The sequence below is a fragment of the Pedobacter sp. NJ-S-72 genome, assembly GCF_053890575.1.
The window spans coordinates 398,760-417,141 of sequence record NZ_CM132681.1; the positions used below are offsets into that span (position 1 = coordinate 398,760).

Sequence of the window (18,382 nt, forward strand, 5' to 3'; positions counted from 1 at the left end):
TCATCAGGTTATCTTTTCAGCGAATATCTCTGGTGTAACAGACGAGTTATCTTCAATTCGCAAAGTAAATGAATTTGTAGGCATTACAGTGCCGATTGTACAAACAGCAGCTACAACTGTCTAAAAAAAGCTGGCTGTCAGTTGGGACTGAGCTGACAGGTACGCAGACTTTTATGTCATTCAATCAACCTTCGATGCCGCGTGATGCAGTCCATTCAACAACAGAGCTTAAAACAGGGCCAACCTTTGAATATAAAGTCTCAAAAAAGTTCCTGTTTGGTGTTAGTGCTGGTTTATTCACAACTTTATCTTCGAGGATATTTGAACAGGGGAAAGAAAGCACCATCCAATTATTTTATTGAGAGAAAAAAGGAGCTCAACACCTTACGCAAATTTCACGATCTCTTTCCTGCCTTTTCTGAAATCAATCGTTAGGAAATAAGTACAATTGTTTTCTAATGTCCCGCTGCTTTAGAAAACAAGTTAATGACTATTACGCCGGCAACAATTAAAGACATGCCTATAATCGCTGCTGTATCAGGCACCTGTTTGTATACAAAAATTCCAATAATTGTGATAAAAACTATACCGACACCAGACCAGATTGCATAAGCAGTTCCTACTGGCATGATCTTAATGGCTATACTTAAAAAATAAAAGGCCAATAATATACCTGCAACAGATATGGCACTTGGATACAATTTTGTAAAACCTTCTGATTTTTTTAAAAATGTAGTTCCGGTAATTTCACAGATAATGGCTAGAAATAAAAAGAAGTATGATTTCATTTATTTGTTTTTTTTGTCAGATGAACCCGACATGATTTAATTAGTAAGACAAAGGAACGACGATTAAATGCACTATTTTTTGATATAGATCAAAAAATACTTAATCCCTCTTAGTCTGCTTAATGTTTCGGAAGTGATACCAAGATAAGAAGCAATATTCCCTAATGTCTGTTTCTGAGTCCTCCATGAATTCTGAATTCTCAAAAATTGGTTTCCCGCCATATAATGAATTCGCTGCAAAAAAGAAGATATCTTCAAAGAGAAACCAGGAGTTGAAAACTTTGTTTTTCAGACTGTAATAGTTCTTTAAAGAACCATAGTTCAATACAAATAAAGAAGTAGGCATTTGCCCGGCTTTATAGAGAAAATCTCCCTTCTTGTTTTTTTTATACTGTATTTTCTTCTCTAAAGCGGTTTCTGCTTCCTCCGATAAAACTCCATAACATTGAAGATTTCTTTTAAAACTTCCCATCTGGTTACAAATTTAGTAACATGATCCGGAATCAGCATAAATATATTTGAGCCAGATAATAACCTCCACCCAATACGATTAATGGTAATACAATAGGCATCTAGCTGACAGGCCACTTGAAAACGGCGGAATAGGTGAAAAGTCTGACAGTGGCTGGATCATTGGGGTCATAAATTTTACGAAGCCACAGGGTGAGATGGCTCTTTGGTTGAAATTTAGAGAAAATTTTCCTATTTCTAAAGTGATTAAAAGTGCTTGTTTAACGGGATTACAGCTTGCAGGAAGCAGTTATTATAAAGGGAAAGATATGAAAGCATAATGGGATCAGGTTTGGTTGTGCTTCGATAAATGAGAGGGATATGGAATTTGCAGTGGGTGTTTTGAAGAAGATAACTTTGGGATATACGAATACCATTATTTTAATGGTTTGATCACCGGCTTAAATCGCCTTAAAAACAAAAGAACTGACTTGAAAAACATTCAAAATAAGCTTGTCACAAGCAGCTGATAACAAGCACGTTAAAGCCACTTTGTTCAGGCGTCATTCGGAGACCATTCACAGGCACTAAAGATATTTTTCAATTTTTACCGAACAACAAGCTTAAACTTGTTGTAAATTATTTTTCAAATAAAAATTTAAAATGACGTTTATAAATGTTTTTATTAATCCATAGTGGATTATAAAAGATACGGATTTCTCGTACATATTCCTTTGTATGATTATCAATCTTTTCTGGTAAAATGAATACGATTCTTTGAATAGTTTAATTATTGTATATATTTACGTAAATGTTTACGTAAATATGTGCAATGGTAGCAAATATTATTAATGAATCAGGTTCATTCGCCATCGGTGCCAGGCTCCGCCGGTTGTACGAGTCATTGGTAAATGATATGACTCAGATCTATAAGGAACAAGGTTTGCCTTTAGAAACAAAAGATTTTATCCTTTACTATCTAATGAGCAAAAGGAGCAGTATCAGCATTTCAGATATCGCAAAAGAACTAAGCCTAACGCATCCTGCGGTGATTCATATTGCCAAAAGTTTAGAAAATATCGGGTATATAGAATCTGAAAAATCATCCACTGATAGCAGGAAGAGGCTGTTGAAATTAACGAAAAAAGGGCAAAAGGATTTAGCCAGATACCGGGTGCTTTGGGATGATATTATTGCTTTAAATCAAGAAATATTTGAACAGCAGACGCATCTTTTACAGCATATAGAAAAGCTTGAGGAAATGCTGAAAGAGAAGACATATTATCAAAGATATCTCAGTCTGCAAGCCTCAAAAAATACTCCTTAATTATGAATCAGAAAATACATTCTATGAAGACGCATTTGTCATTATTGGATAATCCAATCATGAACGCTTTAGTAACCGTTCATGAAAATTTCTCAAGTGGTACCTCAGAAATTAAAAGATACAATGAAGATACTATTCCATTTATGGGAATGACAGGTACAAACGGTGAATTATTAACGCAAATAGAACCTTATTTTAAAGCAGGTGAAGAAGTCTTTTTGAAAGATGCTGCTGGTCAGCGTATTCCCGATCGTTGGGAGATCCTGAATCGCTTGAATTGCTTACAGATGGTCTATACGCCCGATGCTATTAAGACTGTTAGCATGGAGGGAGTAATCAAACTTTCTGTTCATGATGCTGATGAACTGTTTCAATTGATCAACCTCGTTCAGCCTGGTTTCTTTAAAAAAAGAACCTCTTCACTTGGAAATTATTATGGCATTAAAAAAGATGGCCATTTAATCGCAGCTGCGGGAGAACGATTTAAATTAAAGGGCTTTACGGAATTGAGTGCTGTCTGTACACATCCTGAACATACGGGTAACGGATATGCACAGCGGTTATTAAATGTTTTATGCAGCAAAAACTTAGCAGAAGGAAATACTCCTTTTTTACATGTAGTTGATTCTAACATCAGGGCAATAAAAATTTATGAACACCTGGATTTTGAAATCAGGATAAATTTACCCTTGGTAAAATTGAAATATTTGGGAGATACTATGCTTTAATACCTTTTATTTCCTGATCATTGTAAACATCCTCTTATTAAAACGTAAGACGGTTTGATTTAGAAAGGAATAGCAAAAAAACTTTCACACTACTGGGCAAATGATTGTATTTGGCGTTAATTTCAATACTTTTACCAGCTTTGCCGTTTGATGTTGGCATGGTAAGCACGTGCAACCCAATTCGCATCCTCATATCCCATGAATATCCTCACATCTGCCCCCGGTACTAGATGCTAATAGTGACATGTTGAGTGTCGTATAAAAATGATCTTCCATGTTATTCCAATTCATTATTGCCCCTACGACGGCACTATTCCATATAAATGGTACCCCCGAATCCATGTAATACTTAATGTTCTTTTGATAAGGATCTTTGATCAGATAAGGCCCCTCCAATGTTCTGTTTGTGAAGTACCTTCGTTTTTCATCCTCGTTGTAAGTTCTTCTCGTGTAATGATGATGTCCTTTTCAAGAATGAAGTTTCCATCTTTAAAAACGATGTTTTCGGCTTTGAACCCTTTACTGGTGAGATAATCAGTAAGCTGTTTAATATCATCTCCGGCTTTTGGTGTCGTAGCAATTCCTTCTTTTTTTTACAGGAAGAAATGACAATACTGAGGCAGATCAGCATAAACAGCATTTTAATGGCTTTTTTACATGTTTCTTTTTTCATGTTTTTGAGTTAAATTAAGTTGTTGTTTATGAATATGCTTATTTTTAAGTAAAAAATATTATCGTTATTTAATTATTTGAGTTTTTTATATAAAAGTATATTCTTTTATGGTTATTTTTTTTTATATAAAAACAGGATGGAAGGAGACCAGTTATTCTGCATTTCCAGACAATTGAGAAATATTAGATCCATGAAAATTATTATAAATGCAGCGAGGTTTGAGCTGTAGAAGGAGGGCTCTGTTATATTAGAAAAGAGCGCATTTTTTGATATCAGACAGGCAAAATCTTAACGATTCTGCCTGTCTGATATAGCCTCTGTAATTTTCACAATGACACTTGTCCTGTTCGTATTTACTTCTGGATTAAACCCAATATTCATTAGGAAATCACCAGAAAACAGTTGCTCACTTTTGATAGCAGATTTAGTTCCCGGATAAAGGTTGATCTCCTCCAGACGATATTTTTTATTCGGATCAAGCCCTTTTAACCTGATTGGATTTTTTTACTGCGCTCTCCATACCTGTAATTAACCAGGTAATTAAATATAACTGCCTTTGATTTAGTGGAGTCTACATACATCAGCGAAGCCATATTTTGCTCATGCGGATTAACCAGACGGTACTGATCACCCTGCCAGATCACAGGTTTTAACGAATTATAAGTGCTTACTGCATCCTGACAGAATTTTAAATCATTTGCTTTTAACTCACTGATTACAATATCAAAGCCGAGCTTGCCCATCATAGCTACATCAGTTCTAAACTTAATGGGTTGTTTACCCCAGTCTGTCACATGATTTGAACTGGCAATAGCAGGGTAAAAATAGGAGTAGTCCCATTGGATAAATATGCGTTCTAACGGATCGGTGTTATCGCTTGGCCAGAATTCTGTGTGAAATATTCAGTGCACCATAATCTACCCGGCCGCCGCCACCTGAGCAGAGCATTAAAGGTATAAGCGGGTATTTGGCACGTATTCTTTCCAGCACTTTATATAGCCCGCGTACATACTCAATATAAAATTGGGACTGGTTATTTTTTAAATGGGCAGAATAAGCATTGTAAATAACTGCATTACAGTCCCATTTTATATAAGCGAGGGAAGGCGCCTTAATGAACAAAGAATCTACAATATCATATACAAAATCCTGTACTTTAGGATTGCTCAGATCCAGCACCAGCTGATTTCTGAAATAGTATTCTTCCCTTTTTGGCTGTTTAACCACCCAATCCGGATGTTTCGTATATAAATCACTTTTAGGATTAACCATTTCGGGTTCAATCCAGATACCAAATTTAACACCATTAGCACTGGCTTCTTTAACCAGCGAAGTAATCCCGTTAGGTAGTTTTTTGCGGTTTTCCTGCCAGTCGCCTAATCCTGCATGGTCGTCATTTCTGGGGTGATTATTCCCAAACCAGCCGTCATCCAGCAGAAATAAATCTACCCCAAGCTTTTTGGTATCCTTTAGTAATCCGCTTAGTTTTTGTTCATTAAAATCAAAATAAGTAGCCTCCCAATTGTTTAACAACGTGAGTCTGTTACCTTTTCCGTCCAGCAGTTTATAATTTCTGGCCCAGCTTTGGAGTTTTCTGCTGGCTTCACCCTTCCCCTGATCAGAGAAGGTGTATAAAAATGCTGGCGTTGCAAATTCTTCATTGGGCTTTAAAACATAAGGGGATGCATAATTATTCATGCCGGCAATAATTCTCAGGTTGTCCTGAAAATCTACTTCAAAATCAATTTTGAAGTTACCGCTCCATTCCAGGGCTCCATATAATACATTGCCTTCATCTTCGCCAGCTGGTTTATCCAGAGAGATCATAAAAACGGAGGGCATAAACAAATTGGCCCGGGTGCCCAGCTTGGTATCCAGTGTTTTTATACCGTGGGTCAGCTGAGATTCTTCGGGCTGCATTTCTTTAGCCCAATCGCCATGAAATTGTTTTAACCAGTAACTCTGTGCTTTAAGATACAAATTGGCAGAAGCAAATTTTTGCAGGGTAATATTTCCCTTTTCATTATGTTTGATCACACTCCATTGCTCAATAATATCTTCTTTATAATATGATTTGTAATATAGGGTCACTTCAAAATTATAAACAGGATCTTTCAATAAGACTGTTAACAGGGATATATTATCATTTAAACGACTTGATTTGTGACTGATATATCTTAAATCCAAAGACATATTGCCATCAGCATGGATAACTGATATAGCTGGTTCCACCAGGTTTCTTGATCCGGATGGTGTATATGCCGAATTCAATAGACCAGTATAGTCTTCGGTTTGTTTATATACGGTTTTAATGAAATCATATTCATTAGAATCCGACAGTTTCTTGCCTAGAAAAATGTTCTTTAAATTCTTGTTCTCATCTGCCTGCAGTACCATTGCATTATGAGCAGTTTCTATAGGAATAATAATATTTTGTGCCCGGCTTTGATCTGTTAATGCTATCGTAAATAGCGAGATGAGAAAGCTTTTTGATAAAGCAGATTTGAGTAATTGATTCATTTAATTGAAATATTGTTGAATATAATAAAGCTAAACCTTTGAAGCCATAACTTTTTTGAGTTGCCCGTTAATTTTCACTTTAACCTTAGATGGTTTTGCTGATGTGATATGGTAACTGATGATTTTTCCATCTTTCCATTCGAAATCTAGAGTAAAATATATTGGGTTTATCGCCAGAACAGTATAAATTTACGACAAGTGGCCAGTTATCTTTACAATCCGAATTATAAGTTCAAGAGGGTAAACTTGTCATTAAAAGTATTATTGCCCGTCATTAAATTAAAGCAGAATTTAAATGGAAAATAGCGCAGCAGACAGGATGCTAAACCAAAAATTGGAATTGATTAAGGAATTAAATGATGGTCTGTGGGGGTATCCAAATTCATCAGTTCATTTAAAGCAAGCAGAAGATATCCTAACTGATTTGCTGTTAAGTTTTCCTGAAAATACTTTGGTGCTTACCAATATAGGTATGCTGTTATGTGACCAGGGCAAATATGAAGAAGCTTTGATGCATCTGAAAAAAGCGGAGCTTATAGGTACATTTGATAAGAACTTATATTTAAATATAGGAATTGCCATGATGAATATTTCTGCTGAAACACGAGAAAGGGCACCGGATTATTTCAAAAAGGCGAAGGATTTAGATGATGCGGAATTGAGTATAGTGGCATATTTTGATCCGCAGGGGTATTAAATGATTTCCAGAAGAACAATCACATGTCCGCTTGTGTACATGTGATTGTTCAGAAATGAACATGTGTTGTTTTTTAAAGCGTTGTTTTTGAGTGTGTTGAGTTGTTATTTATCATTGGCATGGTTATTCCTTCATCAGTAAATATATCAATCAAATTAAGCCTGTTATGATGAATTTTAAATTCTTATTATTATTAGTACCTTATTATTCCAATGGCCTGGTATCACAAAAAACTGGAAGGGTAGTGATACACCTGGTCACTGCTATGCTACCTTTGAAGACTTTAATGGCAAACAGGATTTCAAAGTTAGACTTTTGAAAAATGGTGCTTTTAATTTTAAATATTCTGCAACATTAAAAAAAGGTACACTTCATCTTGCGTTAAAATCGCATTCGAAGACAGTATATGAGAAAGATATAACAGGAACAGTCTCCGATGAGCTTAAAATTGAAAACCCTAAAGGTGAAAAGTATAAATTCATCTTTACAGCCAAACATGCGGAGGGCAGTTTTGATGTCCGGTATTAGAGCACTTTTAACTCTTTTTATATTGTTAACTGTTTTTGAAACGGAGGCGCAGGTTAAAACTGAAATGACTGCGGCCAAAAAAGCTTTTGAGGGCACCTGGTATAATAAAAAAGAGAATCGCTATCTCAATATATCCTTTGATTATGACGATTATGCATTGATTAACGATTGGGTAGGCAGGTCAAAAAAATCTGCAAATATAGATGCTTACAAAGCCTTTCCTAGAGGTGGTAAACTCATTTTACCAGAAGAAAAAGAACATCATGGGGCTTATTGTGAAATGCTGATTAGTAGAAAAAGATTACTCTATAAATGCAAGGGACTCTTTTTAAAAACCGATCAGTTTACAGACAGTGGCTATTACGTTAAAATCAAAATTAAATAATCTTTTCCATGACGATGAATTCAATGGGTTGTTTGATCTCTCCAAACCGGCCATCACCTTCAAATGGCTGTGTCTCGCCAGTGGGAAGATAGCCCCTGCGCTCATACCATTCAATCAGCTCTTTACGACTGCTGATCACTGTCATTGTAATGGTATGGCAATTTGATTGTTTCGCGATAATTTCAGCTTCTTCAAGCAGGATCCTTCCAATTCCTTTACCCTGGAGTACTGGTGATACGCTAAACATCCCCAGGTATAATTTGCCCCCTTTATTTCCAGATAAACAGATCCCAAAATTTGTTCGTTATCCTCAGTAGTATACTTTAATATACTAATCGCATCCTTGCTGAAATATTCCGTCAGGGTTTTTTCGTCAATTCTGATACCACCTAATAAGTCGGCTTCAGTTGTCCATCCTTTTTTTGATTCTTCGCCACGATAAGCACTATTAACTAATACATTTAATTGAGGTACATCTGCGACTGTGGCTTTGGTAACCGGCATATATTTTATTTTTGGGCTAAATTAAGATTTTAAGTTATTGTAACCAAAATCAGGTTACAATAACTTAAAATCTTCGCGTACAGGGTCGAATATATCTATCAGTTTACAATCCGTAATTGCAGTCCCGCCATGCGGAACATTTGGTGGAATAAGTGCAAATGTACCTGTGTCCAGTACTTTTGAAACACCATCTACAGTGAGCTTAAACTGACCTTCAATGACGAATAAACACTGATGATTGATATGCTGATGTATCGCTGACGGGCTTCCTGCCTTTACCTCAAGAAAGTTGATTGTATTACTGTCAGTATGTATGATCTTGGATAAATAGCCTGGTGATAACTCTTTGGTTTCGATATCGGCAAAACGATTAAAAATAGGATTCTCCATTTGATTACTTTATTTTTTTTTTTGATGAAATAAAAATACATTTCTTTCCTCGTTGAAAAGCCTGAATTCTCATAAACTTTAATGGCACGTTCATTATCATTACGTACATGTAAAAATGGAATACCAGATGCAGCTTTGATCCTTTGAACCTGACTCATCAATAATTGTCTTGCATATCCTTTGCCCAGATAATCCGGATGGGTACAAACAGCACTGATTTCGGCATAAGGTGATGGATTTAAGCGTTGTCCGGCCATGGCTACAAGTTTACCATCGTCAAAAATACCCTGGTAATTTCCGAACTCAATTGTTCTTTGCGCAAATGGCCCTGGGTTGGTCAGTTTAGTTAATTCGAGCATTTGCGGAACATGTTCTGTAGTTAAAGAAATATGTTCCATTTCAACAGGTGTCACAGATTGATCGTAAACCATTTGAAATGCACTGATCTTACCTAGTACTTTCCAGGCATCCGGAACCTCTATTTCTACAGGGGTGACAAATCCTACAGGACTATCGTGTGGAATGAGCTTATAGAGTTTGCCGAAATTCTTCTGTGAATATTCCTTTAATCCTATAAAAGGTGAGATCTCTTCGTCAAAATATTTAACAGACTCATGGTCGTTCGAAAATTTAATGTTTCCACTAATTAATGCGTTCCATGCAGGGTTATCTAAGATATGATCCATGCAGACAAACCTAGAAAAAAAATATCAGATTGATCGTCCTGATATTAAAATACTATGATTACAGGTATTATATTTGTTTACGACTGATATTTATTCATTATCAAATGATCACAATACTATATGACAAATTCTAATTCAAAACAACTACAGCCTTCTAATTTTGATTTTTTAGACCTGTTAAAGAAAAATAATGACAGGAATTGGTTCAATACCAATAAAGAAGCATTTGAAAAAGAACAAGCGCATATAGAAGCTTTTGCTGATGCTTTGTTACTGGATCTAAATACTAATGATGTCATTGAAACTCCTTCAGGAAAGAAGAGTTTATACCGGATTTATAGAGACACTCGCTTCTCAAAAGATAAAACTCCTTATAAAATACATTGGAGTGGCAGTTTCAGGCGGGCAGCCAAACATCGCAGAGGTGGCTATCATTTTCATCTTGAAAAGGGCAATAGTTATATTGCTGGTGGATTTTTCGGGCCATCTACAGAAGATCTGAAGCGTATCAGAGAAGATATATCTTTTGATGCAAAGCCGTTGAGGAAAATATTAAACAGCGCATCATTTATTTCAACATTTGGCACATTAAAAGGTGAGCAGTTGAAAACCACACCTAAAGGTTTTGATGCCAGCAATGAGGCTATTGATCTTTTACGCTTTAAACAGTTCTTGCTGGTCAGGAAGTTTTCGGACGCAGAAGTTTTAAGTGAAAATTTTTTAGCTGAAGCAGGCAGGACTTTTAAAAATATGCGTCCGTTTTTTGATTATATGAGTGAAGTATTGACTACTGACATTAACGGACTTGAAGAAGAATAATTATATTCGGTTCTACCAATTTATGAGATGATGCTTCATGATAACCTTATTTTAATACTCGTTTTACTTTTAGGAGTTACCATTCTTGTAATGGTTGGGCAAAAACTAAAAATCTCCTATCCTATATTTTTGGTTCTTGCAGGTTTAATTATAGGGTTTACTCCTGGAATTCCACACCTTACCGTCGATCCTGATATTATATTTTTACTTTTTCTACCACCTTTGTTATATGAAGCGGCATGGACGACCTCCTGGAAAGATTTCAGGGAATATAAAGGTGCCATATTTTTAATGGCAGTGGGTTTGGTCCTGATTACTTCTGTAGCTGTTGCTTATGCCTCAGTTGCCTTTATACCAGGTTTTACTTTAGCTCTCTTGCTTCTTATTGGGCGGAATTATTTCTCCGCCGGATGCAATTGCTGCCTCCTCGGTTTTGAAAGGAATTAAGATTCCCAAAACTATTAATTCGCTATTGGAAGGAGAAAGTCTGGTCAATGATGCTTCCAGTTTAATCGTCTTTAAATTTGCCCTTGTGGCAGTTGTCTCCGGGACTTTTGTGTTTCAGGAAGCCGCCTTAAATTTTGTTGTCGTCGCAGGTTTTGGGATTTTGATAGGTCTTGCTATAGGAGGGGTGTTTTATGCAATTCACAGATGGCTGCCTACCAATGAGAATATTGATACAGTTTTAACGCTGCTTACTCCTTATTTCATGTATATCGTTGCCGAACATTTTAAGGTTTCGGGGGTAATGGCAGTTGTTTCCGGCGGTTTGTTTTTTTATGTAGTCAGTCTCATATCATTCTGACTCCAAATTCCAGAGTCAAAGTCAACTCAGTCTGGTCAGCAATCACATTTATGATGAATGGGGTAGTTTTTATCTTAATTTGGCCTTGCCTTACCGGATATTGTTGCGGGCTTAGGATCAGAATATCCATTGAAAACAGCGATATATTATGGGATTGGGATCAGTATCCTGACTTTAGCAGTTAGATTCCTGTGGTTGTTTTCTACAAGCAGACTTACCCGCCTGGTGAATAAAAAAACAAGGATTCGTTATCAGGGAATGACCTGGCATTCTTCAATTGTCATTGTCTGGGCTGGTATGCGTGGTGTGGTATCGCTGGCAGCAGCTTTGTCTATTCCTTTGATGTTAAACAGTCAGACGGCTTTTCCGTTACGAAATCTAATTCTGTTTATCACTTTTGTAGTCATTTTGGTCACTTTGGTTATCCAGGGACTTTCATTGCCTTATGTGATCAAATTATTGAAAATACCAGAGAACACTTATAAAATACCAGAACAGGAACAAAGTGCGCAAATTAAGCTGAGGTTGATTGATAAATCACTGGTAAGAATACAAGAAAATTATCAATTTCAATGCATACACAATGAACTGATGGCGAGTTTTAAAGCCGAACTGGAAAACTCATTAACAGGTAAAAGAAATAATCTGGAAGCTTTTAGAACAGGTAAAATTGATAAACAGGAATTGAAAGTTTATCGTGAGATTATGCTTGATTTAATTCACGTTCAGCGCCATGAATTGCATCTGCTGAAAAATGATAGAAATTACGATGATGATATTATCAGAGAAGAAGAAAATCGACTGGACCTGGAAGAACTGAGTAGAAAAGGTAATCTGTTCTAGGTTTATCAGACTGCAGTTTACTAGCATTAACATAAGCTTTAACCTATTTAACATGACATAATGGTAAAACGTTTATCTAATGCGGCGAGTCCACGTATACTTTTGATAAGAATCCAAGGTCAAATCTGGCTAAAAAAAAAAAAGAAAGCCAGAAATGTTTATTTCCTGATTGGACATCATGCCGGTCTATTGAAGTCTATGAGTTTAAAACTATGTTTGGTAATGCGATTCTGGGCAGCTGAAAAAAATAATTATAAAGGGCTGTACTCAACTTTACAGCCCTTTATTTTAGCTAGCTAACCTGTTCCAGGTCAGGTCATCATAATAGATCAGGCCATCGGATGATGAAGCCCAGTAGTCCTGACTTCCACCTCTGAAAGTATGGAACGTAATCAGTTTGATCAAACGTTTAGAGGTATCAGTTGTCCATCGGATATCGTTTTTGGTCAGTAAATCGACTCCGTCAACAGAATAGGAGATTTGCCCGTCGAAATTTGATCCTGTATTGCTCTTCACCCTGATTTTAATGGTGTACCAGGTATTTTTAGCAAGCTCTTTACTCTGTTTTCCGAAGTTATTCCCGCAATCCTCAGGCATATCTTTATAATACACATAAGGTCTGAAATATGGTTTGTCCGTACCACTATTATCTTTTTGATTAGTAGGGTTGTACCACATAATTCTTGCACTGCCTCCGGTTCCACTGTCTGCTTTGTTACAGCCAGTAAAACCAATCGCCAATCAGAAATCCAAATCCGGTTTTTCCGCCTCTGCTCCATTGAAAATTGGAAGCGAAACGTACTTTGAAGCTTAATTCATATTCAGAGCCATCCGGAACATCTATCTGGACGGTGTTTCCACTGCCAGCAGCAGCAGGTACAGAAGAAATAGAATTGGCAGGAATTCTTACGCTAACTGCATTACCTGAGATGTTAACATTGCCGGCTTGCCAGTTTCCCAGGATATCCCCTAAGTCAGCAGCCGCAGTAGCTTTGCTGTAGGCACCATCACTGTAGGTGAAGTTTGCTGTTCTGCTTGCATAAACTGCTCTTGCGGTTGTTGTCGCATCTTCATCAATGATTGAGTTAGTCTGCACATCTTTTTTGCATCCTGCGGCTGCAAGACAAATTCCCAGTGCTGCAAGAAGGAATTTTGATTTGTGTAAGTTGGTTTTCATAAGTAGAGGTTTATATTTTGGTTTTTGTTGAGCTTGATTAAAAATCATCCAGGGTCTTGATCTGATAGTAGTTCTTTCTTTGATATATTGTTCCATGCCAATTGCATAGTCAAGTTGAACTTTATTCATTAACGGTCTGGATTTTTTAATGGCAATCAGGGCATTGGCATACGATCTGCTTTTGATATAGATATCTGCTATATTCAGATAAGGTGAAGCAGATTTTGGAAATTCCTGTTTACAGAGGTTATATAATTTGAGTGCACTTTCCTGATCACCCATATGATTAAATAATGTATTTCCGAAGGAATTTAATGCAATAATACTCATGTCATAGTGGGTGTTTTTTGTCTTTTTTAAGAACCGGTAAAGATTTATTGCAGAATCAATATTGCCGGTTTCCTGAAATTTATTTCCCATAACCAGGTTCACAGGGACTTTCATGGCCGGTAAGCCCGAACCACTTAGCCAGTTCGTAATATTTTTAATGATTTCTGAACTTACCTGCTGAGCTGAAATGTTGCTTAAAAACGTAATGCCGATTTCTTGCTCGGGAATCAGAACTACTTGATTCTGGAAACTGCTGATCTCACTCTTTTTTAACAGGAATTCATTGCCACTATCTCTGATCAATTCCCAGCCGAGCGTTATACCCTGACTTTGCCCTGTCATATATCTGATTGTAAAAAACTCATCGAAGACGGCTTTTTTAACAAAAATACCGGTAGTTGTTTTTCCTTTGTTTAAAAGCATTTCTATCCATTTGGATAAATCAGCAGCAGTAGTGTGCAGGCCATTACTACCACCATTTTCGCGGTTGTAAGGGTAAAGACTATCTGGTTTTGATGTAAATGTCAGCCAGTTATTAATACTGAATGGTTGAACAGAAAGGAGTGGTTTTGAAAAGCTGGAAGATTTCATTCCTAATTTCTTAAACACTTGCTGATCTATATACTCTTCAAATGGTTTTCTGGTTACTTTCGTGATCAGGTCAGCAAGAATATCGAAGTTATAAGGAGATCTGACCACACGGGTACCTGGAACAGGAAATTTTAGCTGTTGAGAGGCAATGCTGCGGGTTGTATTTTCCAGTGCTTTAGCCGAAGTATCAGGCGTGTCCCACAAAACCGGGTAATGCTGTATCCCGGATGTATGTGATAATAAATGTCTTATGGTTATCTTTTTATTCGGTTTGTCACCTGTCTTAAAATAGGGCAAATATTTTTGTACAGGATCATCGAGTTTGATTAGTCCTGAATCCAGCATTTTTAGAACTGCTGTAGCCAGCATAGGCTCAGATATACTGCCAGCAGAGAATGGGATTAAAGAATCTATCGGGTGATGATCTTTATCAGCAATGCCCATTGTAATATTGAAAACAGAATCTTTATGTACAATTCCAACTGATAAACCCGGTATGGAATAGGCTTGTCTAACCTGCATGAGGTAGTTATTGAGTTCTTTGATCCTATCCCCGGAAAATTGATGAGTTAAGACCTTTTCTTGCCCTCTTTTGCAGCTAAATAAACATATTAGCAATAAATTGAAGAATATAATGGAAAATTCTTTTTTTTTCATAGACTCAGTTCTAAAATTATATCTGGTTAATAGTCAGTCGGGTAGGTAGACTAAGAATGAATTTAAGAAAACGAAAAACAAGAAAATCGTTTGAATCTTGCTGAAACTATAAAAAGTCTCATTAAGGGAAGATTCAAACGATTGAAATAATTTTTAAATTATGAAGATTAACTGTGATGTAGCTTTTCTGGATTTAATACGAATTGATAATTAGTTTAATAATTTCCTGAGATACGCTAAAAGTTCAAGCCCCAGTTTTGATTTCAGTACAGGGACTAAGACTTCTTCTAATTTCACCTGCTCAATTTTATACATTTCATATTTTTTATCGTTGCCATGGATAATACTGAATTCAACATTTGAAATCCTATCGGCAAGTTTTACGATAATAGCATCTTCATTTTTAGCTATTTTTTTATAAAAATTGGCCTTCCTTTCATCTCTGCTACTTCCTTTGTCATCACTTAGGGTGTATACAATTTCTGCAACAACCGGGCCGAATTTCTCTTCCAGCTCAGTTTTTGTAATTTCGGTATCTTCTAATACATCGTGGAGCCATGCTGCAACTAATAAATTCAGGTTGTAGGCATTACTGAGATCAACATTGAACTTCATCAGCACACTGATCACGTTACCTAAATGTATTTCATAGGGCGAGACACCATATTTTTGATCACCATGTGACTTTATAGCAAAGGCTCTCGCTTCATTAAATAGTTGTTTATAATTCATAGGTGTTACCTCAATGGAATAGACAAGCGGGTTTAAATTAGATATTAATATTCCATTCTTTTAACAAAAGCAGGATTAAGATACTTCTTCAAGTCTTTATAGGGAACTGAAACTATAATTTGTCCCTGGGCAAAACTGGCTACTTCATAAGGGTTATATAAAAATGATATGCCGGTTTTATCAAAAAAGAAGTTTTTGTTAGCTGCCAGGTGATCTTCAAATAAGATGGTGGTCAATGAAGAATCAGGTTGTACTTTGTATATTGAGCTCTGAAATTCTTTTCTACGAGCTTTTGCAATGAAATTGAATCTATCTTAACTACATCAGAAAGTGTTAAGTGTTTTTGACTTTGAACATCAAAACAATACAGACTAGTTGCATAATTATTATGTGCACCACCAGAATAGCCATCAAACAAATGTTTGATAATTACAAAACCATTGCCATTATAGTACATATAAAGGTTTTGCGTTTTATAATAATTTAAAGTAGCGCTTGATTCATCGGCCTGGCTGGCCATTTCCCGGATTTCATCCTTATAGGCTTTAAGATAACTATTGGCATCATTTTTTATACCCGCATCCCACGAAGAGCCGGGTTTTTGAAGATCCAATGCTTTTTTCATCTGCTTATCAAGCCATTGTTCCTGTGGTGTATTTCCTGATGGCATTAAATATTCATAATTGATATTAGCCACAGGAGAATCTTTCTTTTTTGGAAATGCTTTGACTGAGTCTGCATAAGTAGCAATTTTGAAAGCATAACTTCCTTCAGGATAAGTTTCTTGCAGGTGGATGCTGGATTTTTCTTTACCGTAAATCCTTAGCCCGCTAAAAACACTTCCAGTCCATTTCAAATGTAATTTTACCCCGGTTGTAACTGCATCCTCGGTATAATGATCTGCAAGACCGTCTTCTACTAAAATAATGCTGTCCTGACTAACAATTTTATCGGTAACAAGATTTACCTGAACACCATTGTAATCATAATTTCCTGTAAATTGTTTTCCGGTTCTGCTTAAGTTAATGACCACATTCCGCTCGCCGATTATACCCTGAAATCTTTTGTAAAAAATTTCCGGGATATGCTCCTGAACGGCTATTTTTCTAGTTACAACCGCAGTTATAGCAGAGTCTGCTGACGATGCTTTTTTTTCTGATGAATGGCAACCCGCAATTAATATCGGGAGGCTGAATAAATATAAGGATGATAATTTCATAGGATAGTTGATATTGCATGTGAAATTAAATAATTTCGGATGAATAATAAATTTTAATAATTTACTATTCAATATTTCCAATGCAGATGTATTTTATTTCTATGTAATCCTCTATACCATATTTAGAGCCTTCTCTACCTGATCCAGAATATTTTACACCGCCAAAGGGAGCTACTTCCGAAGAAATTAATCCCTCATTGATACCTATAATTCCATATTCCAGTGCCTCACTTATCTTCCAGCTTCTTTTTAAGTCATTTGTGTAAAAATAAGATGCAAGCCCATAAATGGTATCATTAGCTAAATGTATAGCCTCTTCATCATTCGAAAATTTAAAAATAGGGGCCACCGGGCCAAAAATCTCTTCTTTTGCAAAATCCATTTCTGTCTTTGCATCTCCAATTACTGTTGGCAAGAAAAAGCGATCATCCATTTTTTTTCCGCCAATAAGGATTTTACCTCCTTTTTTCACCGCATCCTCAACCAAAGATTCAACCCGGCTGATTGCTTTTTTATTGATAAGCGGGCCGATATTTCACCTCTTCGTCCATCCCGTTTCCTGGCTTCAGCTTTGAAACTGCTTTTACGAATCTGGCAGTGAAAACATCGTATATTTTCTCATGTACTAAAATTCGGTTTACGCAGACACAGGTCTGACCCGAAAATCTGAATTTACCAGCTATTGCGCCTTTTACAGCTGCATCGATATCCGCATCTTCAAACACAATGAAAGGAGCATTTCCTCCTAATTCCAGGCTAAGTTTTTTTAATGTAGATACACATTGCGTACTTAAGATCTGGCCGACCCTTGTCGATCCTGTAAATGATATCTTTGATACTAATGGACTTTCACATAAAACTTTGCCCATTGCAGAAGCATCTATCCCAACAACAACGTTAAATACTCCTTTTGGAAAGCCTGCTTTTTCGGCAAGATGAGCTATAGCCAGTGCCGTGAGCGGAGTTTCTTCACTTGGGCGCACAACTACCGTACAGCCTGCAGCAAGGGCAGGGGAGACTTTTCTTGTGATCATAGCCAAAAGGGAAGTTCCATGGAGTAATTGCGCCAACTACCCCGATTGGTTGTTTAATAACCATAATCCTGCGATCAGCTGTGTAACCAGGGATGATATCACCATACAGCCTTTTCGCTTCTTCTGCGAACCATTGGATAAAGGCAGCTCCATAATCTACTTCGCCACGGCTTTCATGAATTGGTTTGCCGCTTTCCAGTGTCATAATCTTAGCAAGATATTCTCTGTTTTCTATAATCAGAGAATACCAGTATTGCATAATCACTGATCTCTCTTTTGCAGATTTTTTACTCCATGGCTTAAAGGCGCTGTGTGCAGCATCAATAGCCTGGCTAACTGTATAACCATCGCCATTGCTGACTTCTGCAATAAGGCTGCCATCTGCCGGATTCAGAACTTCAAAAGTCTCAGTTTGTCCAGAAACCCATTCTCCATTTATATAAGATTTGCTGAAAAGCAATTGTCTGTATTCTTCCATTATTAATTAATGTTTTTTGTC

Annotated in this window: 28 protein-coding genes; 11 read left to right on the top strand and 17 right to left on the bottom strand. The window is 36.6% G+C overall.

The window, feature by feature from the left end; all coding sequences use genetic code 11:
• Nucleotides 1–173 precede the first annotated feature (173 nt).
• Entirely contained in the window at nucleotides 174–362 is a 189-nt protein-coding gene (locus tag ACWYN3_RS02765; RefSeq protein WP_456219760.1) for a hypothetical protein, read from the top strand.
• A 93-nt stretch (nucleotides 363–455) separates the two neighbouring features.
• On the opposite strand, the gene ACWYN3_RS02770 is transcribed toward ACWYN3_RS02765, so the two are convergent.
• On the bottom strand, nucleotides 456–788 hold the full coding sequence (locus tag ACWYN3_RS02770) for a DMT family transporter (protein WP_456219761.1): 333 nt from the start codon (nucleotides 786–788) through the stop codon (nucleotides 456–458).
• 100 nt (nucleotides 789–888) lie between these two features.
• Entirely contained in the window at nucleotides 889–1,260 is a 372-nt protein-coding gene (locus ACWYN3_RS02775; protein ID WP_456219762.1) for a hypothetical protein, read from the bottom strand.
• 810 nt (nucleotides 1,261–2,070) lie between these two features.
• On the opposite strand from ACWYN3_RS02775, the gene ACWYN3_RS02780 reads away from it, so the two are divergent.
• Both ACWYN3_RS02780 and ACWYN3_RS02785 read left to right on the top strand, forming a co-directional pair.
• A complete protein-coding gene (locus ACWYN3_RS02780) occupies nucleotides 2,071–2,565 on the top strand; it encodes a MarR family winged helix-turn-helix transcriptional regulator (protein ID WP_456219763.1) in 495 nt (164 codons plus the stop codon).
• Between the two features lie 2 nt (nucleotides 2,566–2,567).
• Nucleotides 2,568–3,293: a GNAT family N-acetyltransferase gene (locus ACWYN3_RS02785; RefSeq protein WP_456219764.1), complete on the top strand. Its 726-nt coding sequence runs from the start codon at nucleotides 2,568–2,570 to the stop codon at nucleotides 3,291–3,293.
• A gap of 961 nt (nucleotides 3,294–4,254) precedes the next feature.
• On the opposite strand, the gene ACWYN3_RS02790 is transcribed toward ACWYN3_RS02785, so the two are convergent.
• Genes ACWYN3_RS02790 through ACWYN3_RS02800 form a run of 3 tightly spaced genes read right to left on the bottom strand, consistent with a single transcriptional unit; the run spans nucleotide 4,255 to nucleotide 6,486 of the window.
• Complete coding sequence (locus tag ACWYN3_RS02790) at nucleotides 4,255–4,461, bottom strand: GH36 C-terminal domain-containing protein (RefSeq protein WP_456222857.1); 207 nt, start codon at nucleotides 4,459–4,461, stop codon at nucleotides 4,255–4,257.
• Nucleotides 4,452–4,868 carry an alpha-galactosidase gene (locus tag ACWYN3_RS02795; RefSeq protein WP_456222858.1) on the bottom strand — a complete coding sequence of 139 codons (417 nt, stop codon included), beginning with the start codon at nucleotides 4,866–4,868 and terminating at the stop codon, nucleotides 4,452–4,454. Before ACWYN3_RS02795 ends, ACWYN3_RS02790 begins: the two co-directional genes overlap by 10 nt.
• Nucleotides 4,837–6,486 carry an alpha-galactosidase gene (locus ACWYN3_RS02800; RefSeq protein ID WP_456219765.1) on the bottom strand — a complete coding sequence of 550 codons (1,650 nt, stop codon included), beginning with the start codon at nucleotides 6,484–6,486 and terminating at the stop codon, nucleotides 4,837–4,839. Before ACWYN3_RS02800 ends, ACWYN3_RS02795 begins: the two co-directional genes overlap by 32 nt.
• Nucleotides 6,487–6,781: 295 nt before the next feature.
• Between ACWYN3_RS02800 and ACWYN3_RS02805 the strand changes: the two genes are divergently transcribed.
• From ACWYN3_RS02805 to ACWYN3_RS02820, 4 genes are all read left to right on the top strand, one after another.
• Nucleotides 6,782–7,183, top strand: coding sequence for a hypothetical protein (locus ACWYN3_RS02805; RefSeq protein WP_456219766.1), 402 nt, complete (start codon nucleotides 6,782–6,784; stop codon nucleotides 7,181–7,183).
• A gap of 166 nt (nucleotides 7,184–7,349) precedes the next feature.
• Entirely contained in the window at nucleotides 7,350–7,502 is a 153-nt protein-coding gene (locus ACWYN3_RS02810; protein WP_456219767.1) for a hypothetical protein, read from the top strand.
• The gene (locus tag ACWYN3_RS02815) at nucleotides 7,499–7,711 is read left to right on the top strand and encodes a hypothetical protein (protein WP_456219768.1); all 213 of its coding nucleotides are present in this window, start codon (nucleotides 7,499–7,501) and stop codon (nucleotides 7,709–7,711) included. The genes ACWYN3_RS02810 and ACWYN3_RS02815 overlap by 4 nt, the downstream gene beginning before the upstream one ends.
• Nucleotides 7,698–8,096, top strand: coding sequence for a hypothetical protein (locus ACWYN3_RS02820; RefSeq protein ID WP_456219769.1), 399 nt, complete (start codon nucleotides 7,698–7,700; stop codon nucleotides 8,094–8,096). Before ACWYN3_RS02815 ends, ACWYN3_RS02820 begins: the two co-directional genes overlap by 14 nt.
• Here the strand turns inward: ACWYN3_RS02820 and ACWYN3_RS02825 are convergent.
• From ACWYN3_RS02825 to ACWYN3_RS02840, 4 genes are read right to left on the bottom strand one after another with little or no spacing between them, the layout of a single operon-like run.
• Nucleotides 8,089–8,343, bottom strand: coding sequence for a GNAT family N-acetyltransferase (locus tag ACWYN3_RS02825; protein WP_456219770.1), 255 nt, complete (start codon nucleotides 8,341–8,343; stop codon nucleotides 8,089–8,091). The genes ACWYN3_RS02820 and ACWYN3_RS02825 overlap by 8 nt on opposite strands.
• Nucleotides 8,238–8,600: a hypothetical protein gene (locus tag ACWYN3_RS02830; protein WP_456223352.1), complete on the bottom strand. Its 363-nt coding sequence runs from the start codon at nucleotides 8,598–8,600 to the stop codon at nucleotides 8,238–8,240. The genes ACWYN3_RS02825 and ACWYN3_RS02830 overlap by 106 nt, the downstream gene beginning before the upstream one ends.
• A gap of 54 nt (nucleotides 8,601–8,654) precedes the next feature.
• A complete protein-coding gene (locus ACWYN3_RS02835) occupies nucleotides 8,655–8,990 on the bottom strand; it encodes a cupin domain-containing protein (RefSeq protein WP_456219771.1) in 336 nt (111 codons plus the stop codon).
• Nucleotides 8,876–9,676, bottom strand: coding sequence for a GNAT family N-acetyltransferase (locus tag ACWYN3_RS02840; protein ID WP_456219772.1), 801 nt, complete (start codon nucleotides 9,674–9,676; stop codon nucleotides 8,876–8,878). The genes ACWYN3_RS02835 and ACWYN3_RS02840 overlap by 115 nt, the downstream gene beginning before the upstream one ends.
• A 120-nt stretch (nucleotides 9,677–9,796) precedes the next feature.
• Here ACWYN3_RS02840 and ACWYN3_RS02845 point away from each other — a divergent pair, with 120 nt between their 5' ends.
• From ACWYN3_RS02845 to ACWYN3_RS02860, 4 genes are all read left to right on the top strand, one after another.
• Nucleotides 9,797–10,495, top strand: a complete 699-nt coding sequence (locus ACWYN3_RS02845; RefSeq protein ID WP_456219773.1) for a DUF2461 domain-containing protein — start codon at nucleotides 9,797–9,799, stop codon at nucleotides 10,493–10,495.
• A gap of 27 nt (nucleotides 10,496–10,522) precedes the next feature.
• Nucleotides 10,523–10,942, top strand: coding sequence for a cation:proton antiporter domain-containing protein (locus ACWYN3_RS02850; RefSeq protein ID WP_456219774.1), 420 nt, complete (start codon nucleotides 10,523–10,525; stop codon nucleotides 10,940–10,942).
• Nucleotides 10,929–11,300 (top strand): cation:proton antiporter domain-containing protein, encoded by a 372-nt coding sequence (locus ACWYN3_RS02855; protein ID WP_456219775.1) that lies wholly within the window; start codon nucleotides 10,929–10,931, stop codon nucleotides 11,298–11,300. Before ACWYN3_RS02850 ends, ACWYN3_RS02855 begins: the two co-directional genes overlap by 14 nt.
• Nucleotides 11,301–11,429: 129 nt before the next feature.
• A complete protein-coding gene (locus tag ACWYN3_RS02860; protein ID WP_456219776.1) occupies nucleotides 11,430–12,143 on the top strand; it encodes a cation:proton antiporter domain-containing protein in 714 nt (237 codons plus the stop codon).
• A gap of 288 nt (nucleotides 12,144–12,431) precedes the next feature.
• Here ACWYN3_RS02860 and ACWYN3_RS02865 read toward each other — a convergent pair whose 3' ends face one another.
• The 8 genes from ACWYN3_RS02865 to ACWYN3_RS02900 all read right to left on the bottom strand — a co-directional run bounded on the left by ACWYN3_RS02865 (nucleotide 12,432) and on the right by ACWYN3_RS02900 (nucleotide 18,361).
• A complete protein-coding gene (locus ACWYN3_RS02865; RefSeq protein WP_456219777.1) occupies nucleotides 12,432–12,884 on the bottom strand; it encodes a polysaccharide lyase in 453 nt (150 codons plus the stop codon).
• Nucleotides 12,859–14,763, bottom strand: coding sequence for a serine hydrolase (locus ACWYN3_RS02870; protein WP_456219778.1), 1,905 nt, complete (start codon nucleotides 14,761–14,763; stop codon nucleotides 12,859–12,861). Before ACWYN3_RS02870 ends, ACWYN3_RS02865 begins: the two co-directional genes overlap by 26 nt.
• Before the next feature lie 345 nt (nucleotides 14,764–15,108).
• Nucleotides 15,109–15,630, bottom strand: a complete 522-nt coding sequence (locus ACWYN3_RS02875) for an HD domain-containing protein (protein WP_456219779.1) — start codon at nucleotides 15,628–15,630, stop codon at nucleotides 15,109–15,111.
• Nucleotides 15,631–15,674: 44 nt separating this feature from the next.
• Nucleotides 15,675–15,929: an RsiV family protein gene (locus ACWYN3_RS02880; protein WP_456222859.1), complete on the bottom strand. Its 255-nt coding sequence runs from the start codon at nucleotides 15,927–15,929 to the stop codon at nucleotides 15,675–15,677.
• Nucleotides 15,863–16,849, bottom strand: coding sequence for a hypothetical protein (locus ACWYN3_RS02885; RefSeq protein WP_456219780.1), 987 nt, complete (start codon nucleotides 16,847–16,849; stop codon nucleotides 15,863–15,865). Before ACWYN3_RS02885 ends, ACWYN3_RS02880 begins: the two co-directional genes overlap by 67 nt.
• A 64-nt stretch (nucleotides 16,850–16,913) precedes the next feature.
• Complete coding sequence (locus ACWYN3_RS02890) at nucleotides 16,914–17,321, bottom strand: aldehyde dehydrogenase family protein (RefSeq protein ID WP_456219781.1); 408 nt, start codon at nucleotides 17,319–17,321, stop codon at nucleotides 16,914–16,916.
• Nucleotides 17,322–17,361: 40 nt separating this feature from the next.
• The gene (locus ACWYN3_RS02895) at nucleotides 17,362–17,832 is read right to left on the bottom strand and encodes an aldehyde dehydrogenase family protein (RefSeq protein ID WP_456219782.1); all 471 of its coding nucleotides are present in this window, start codon (nucleotides 17,830–17,832) and stop codon (nucleotides 17,362–17,364) included.
• Entirely contained in the window at nucleotides 17,819–18,361 is a 543-nt protein-coding gene (locus tag ACWYN3_RS02900) for an aldehyde dehydrogenase family protein (protein ID WP_456219783.1), read from the bottom strand. The genes ACWYN3_RS02895 and ACWYN3_RS02900 overlap by 14 nt, the downstream gene beginning before the upstream one ends.
• Between the last annotated feature and the right edge of the window lie 21 nt (nucleotides 18,362–18,382).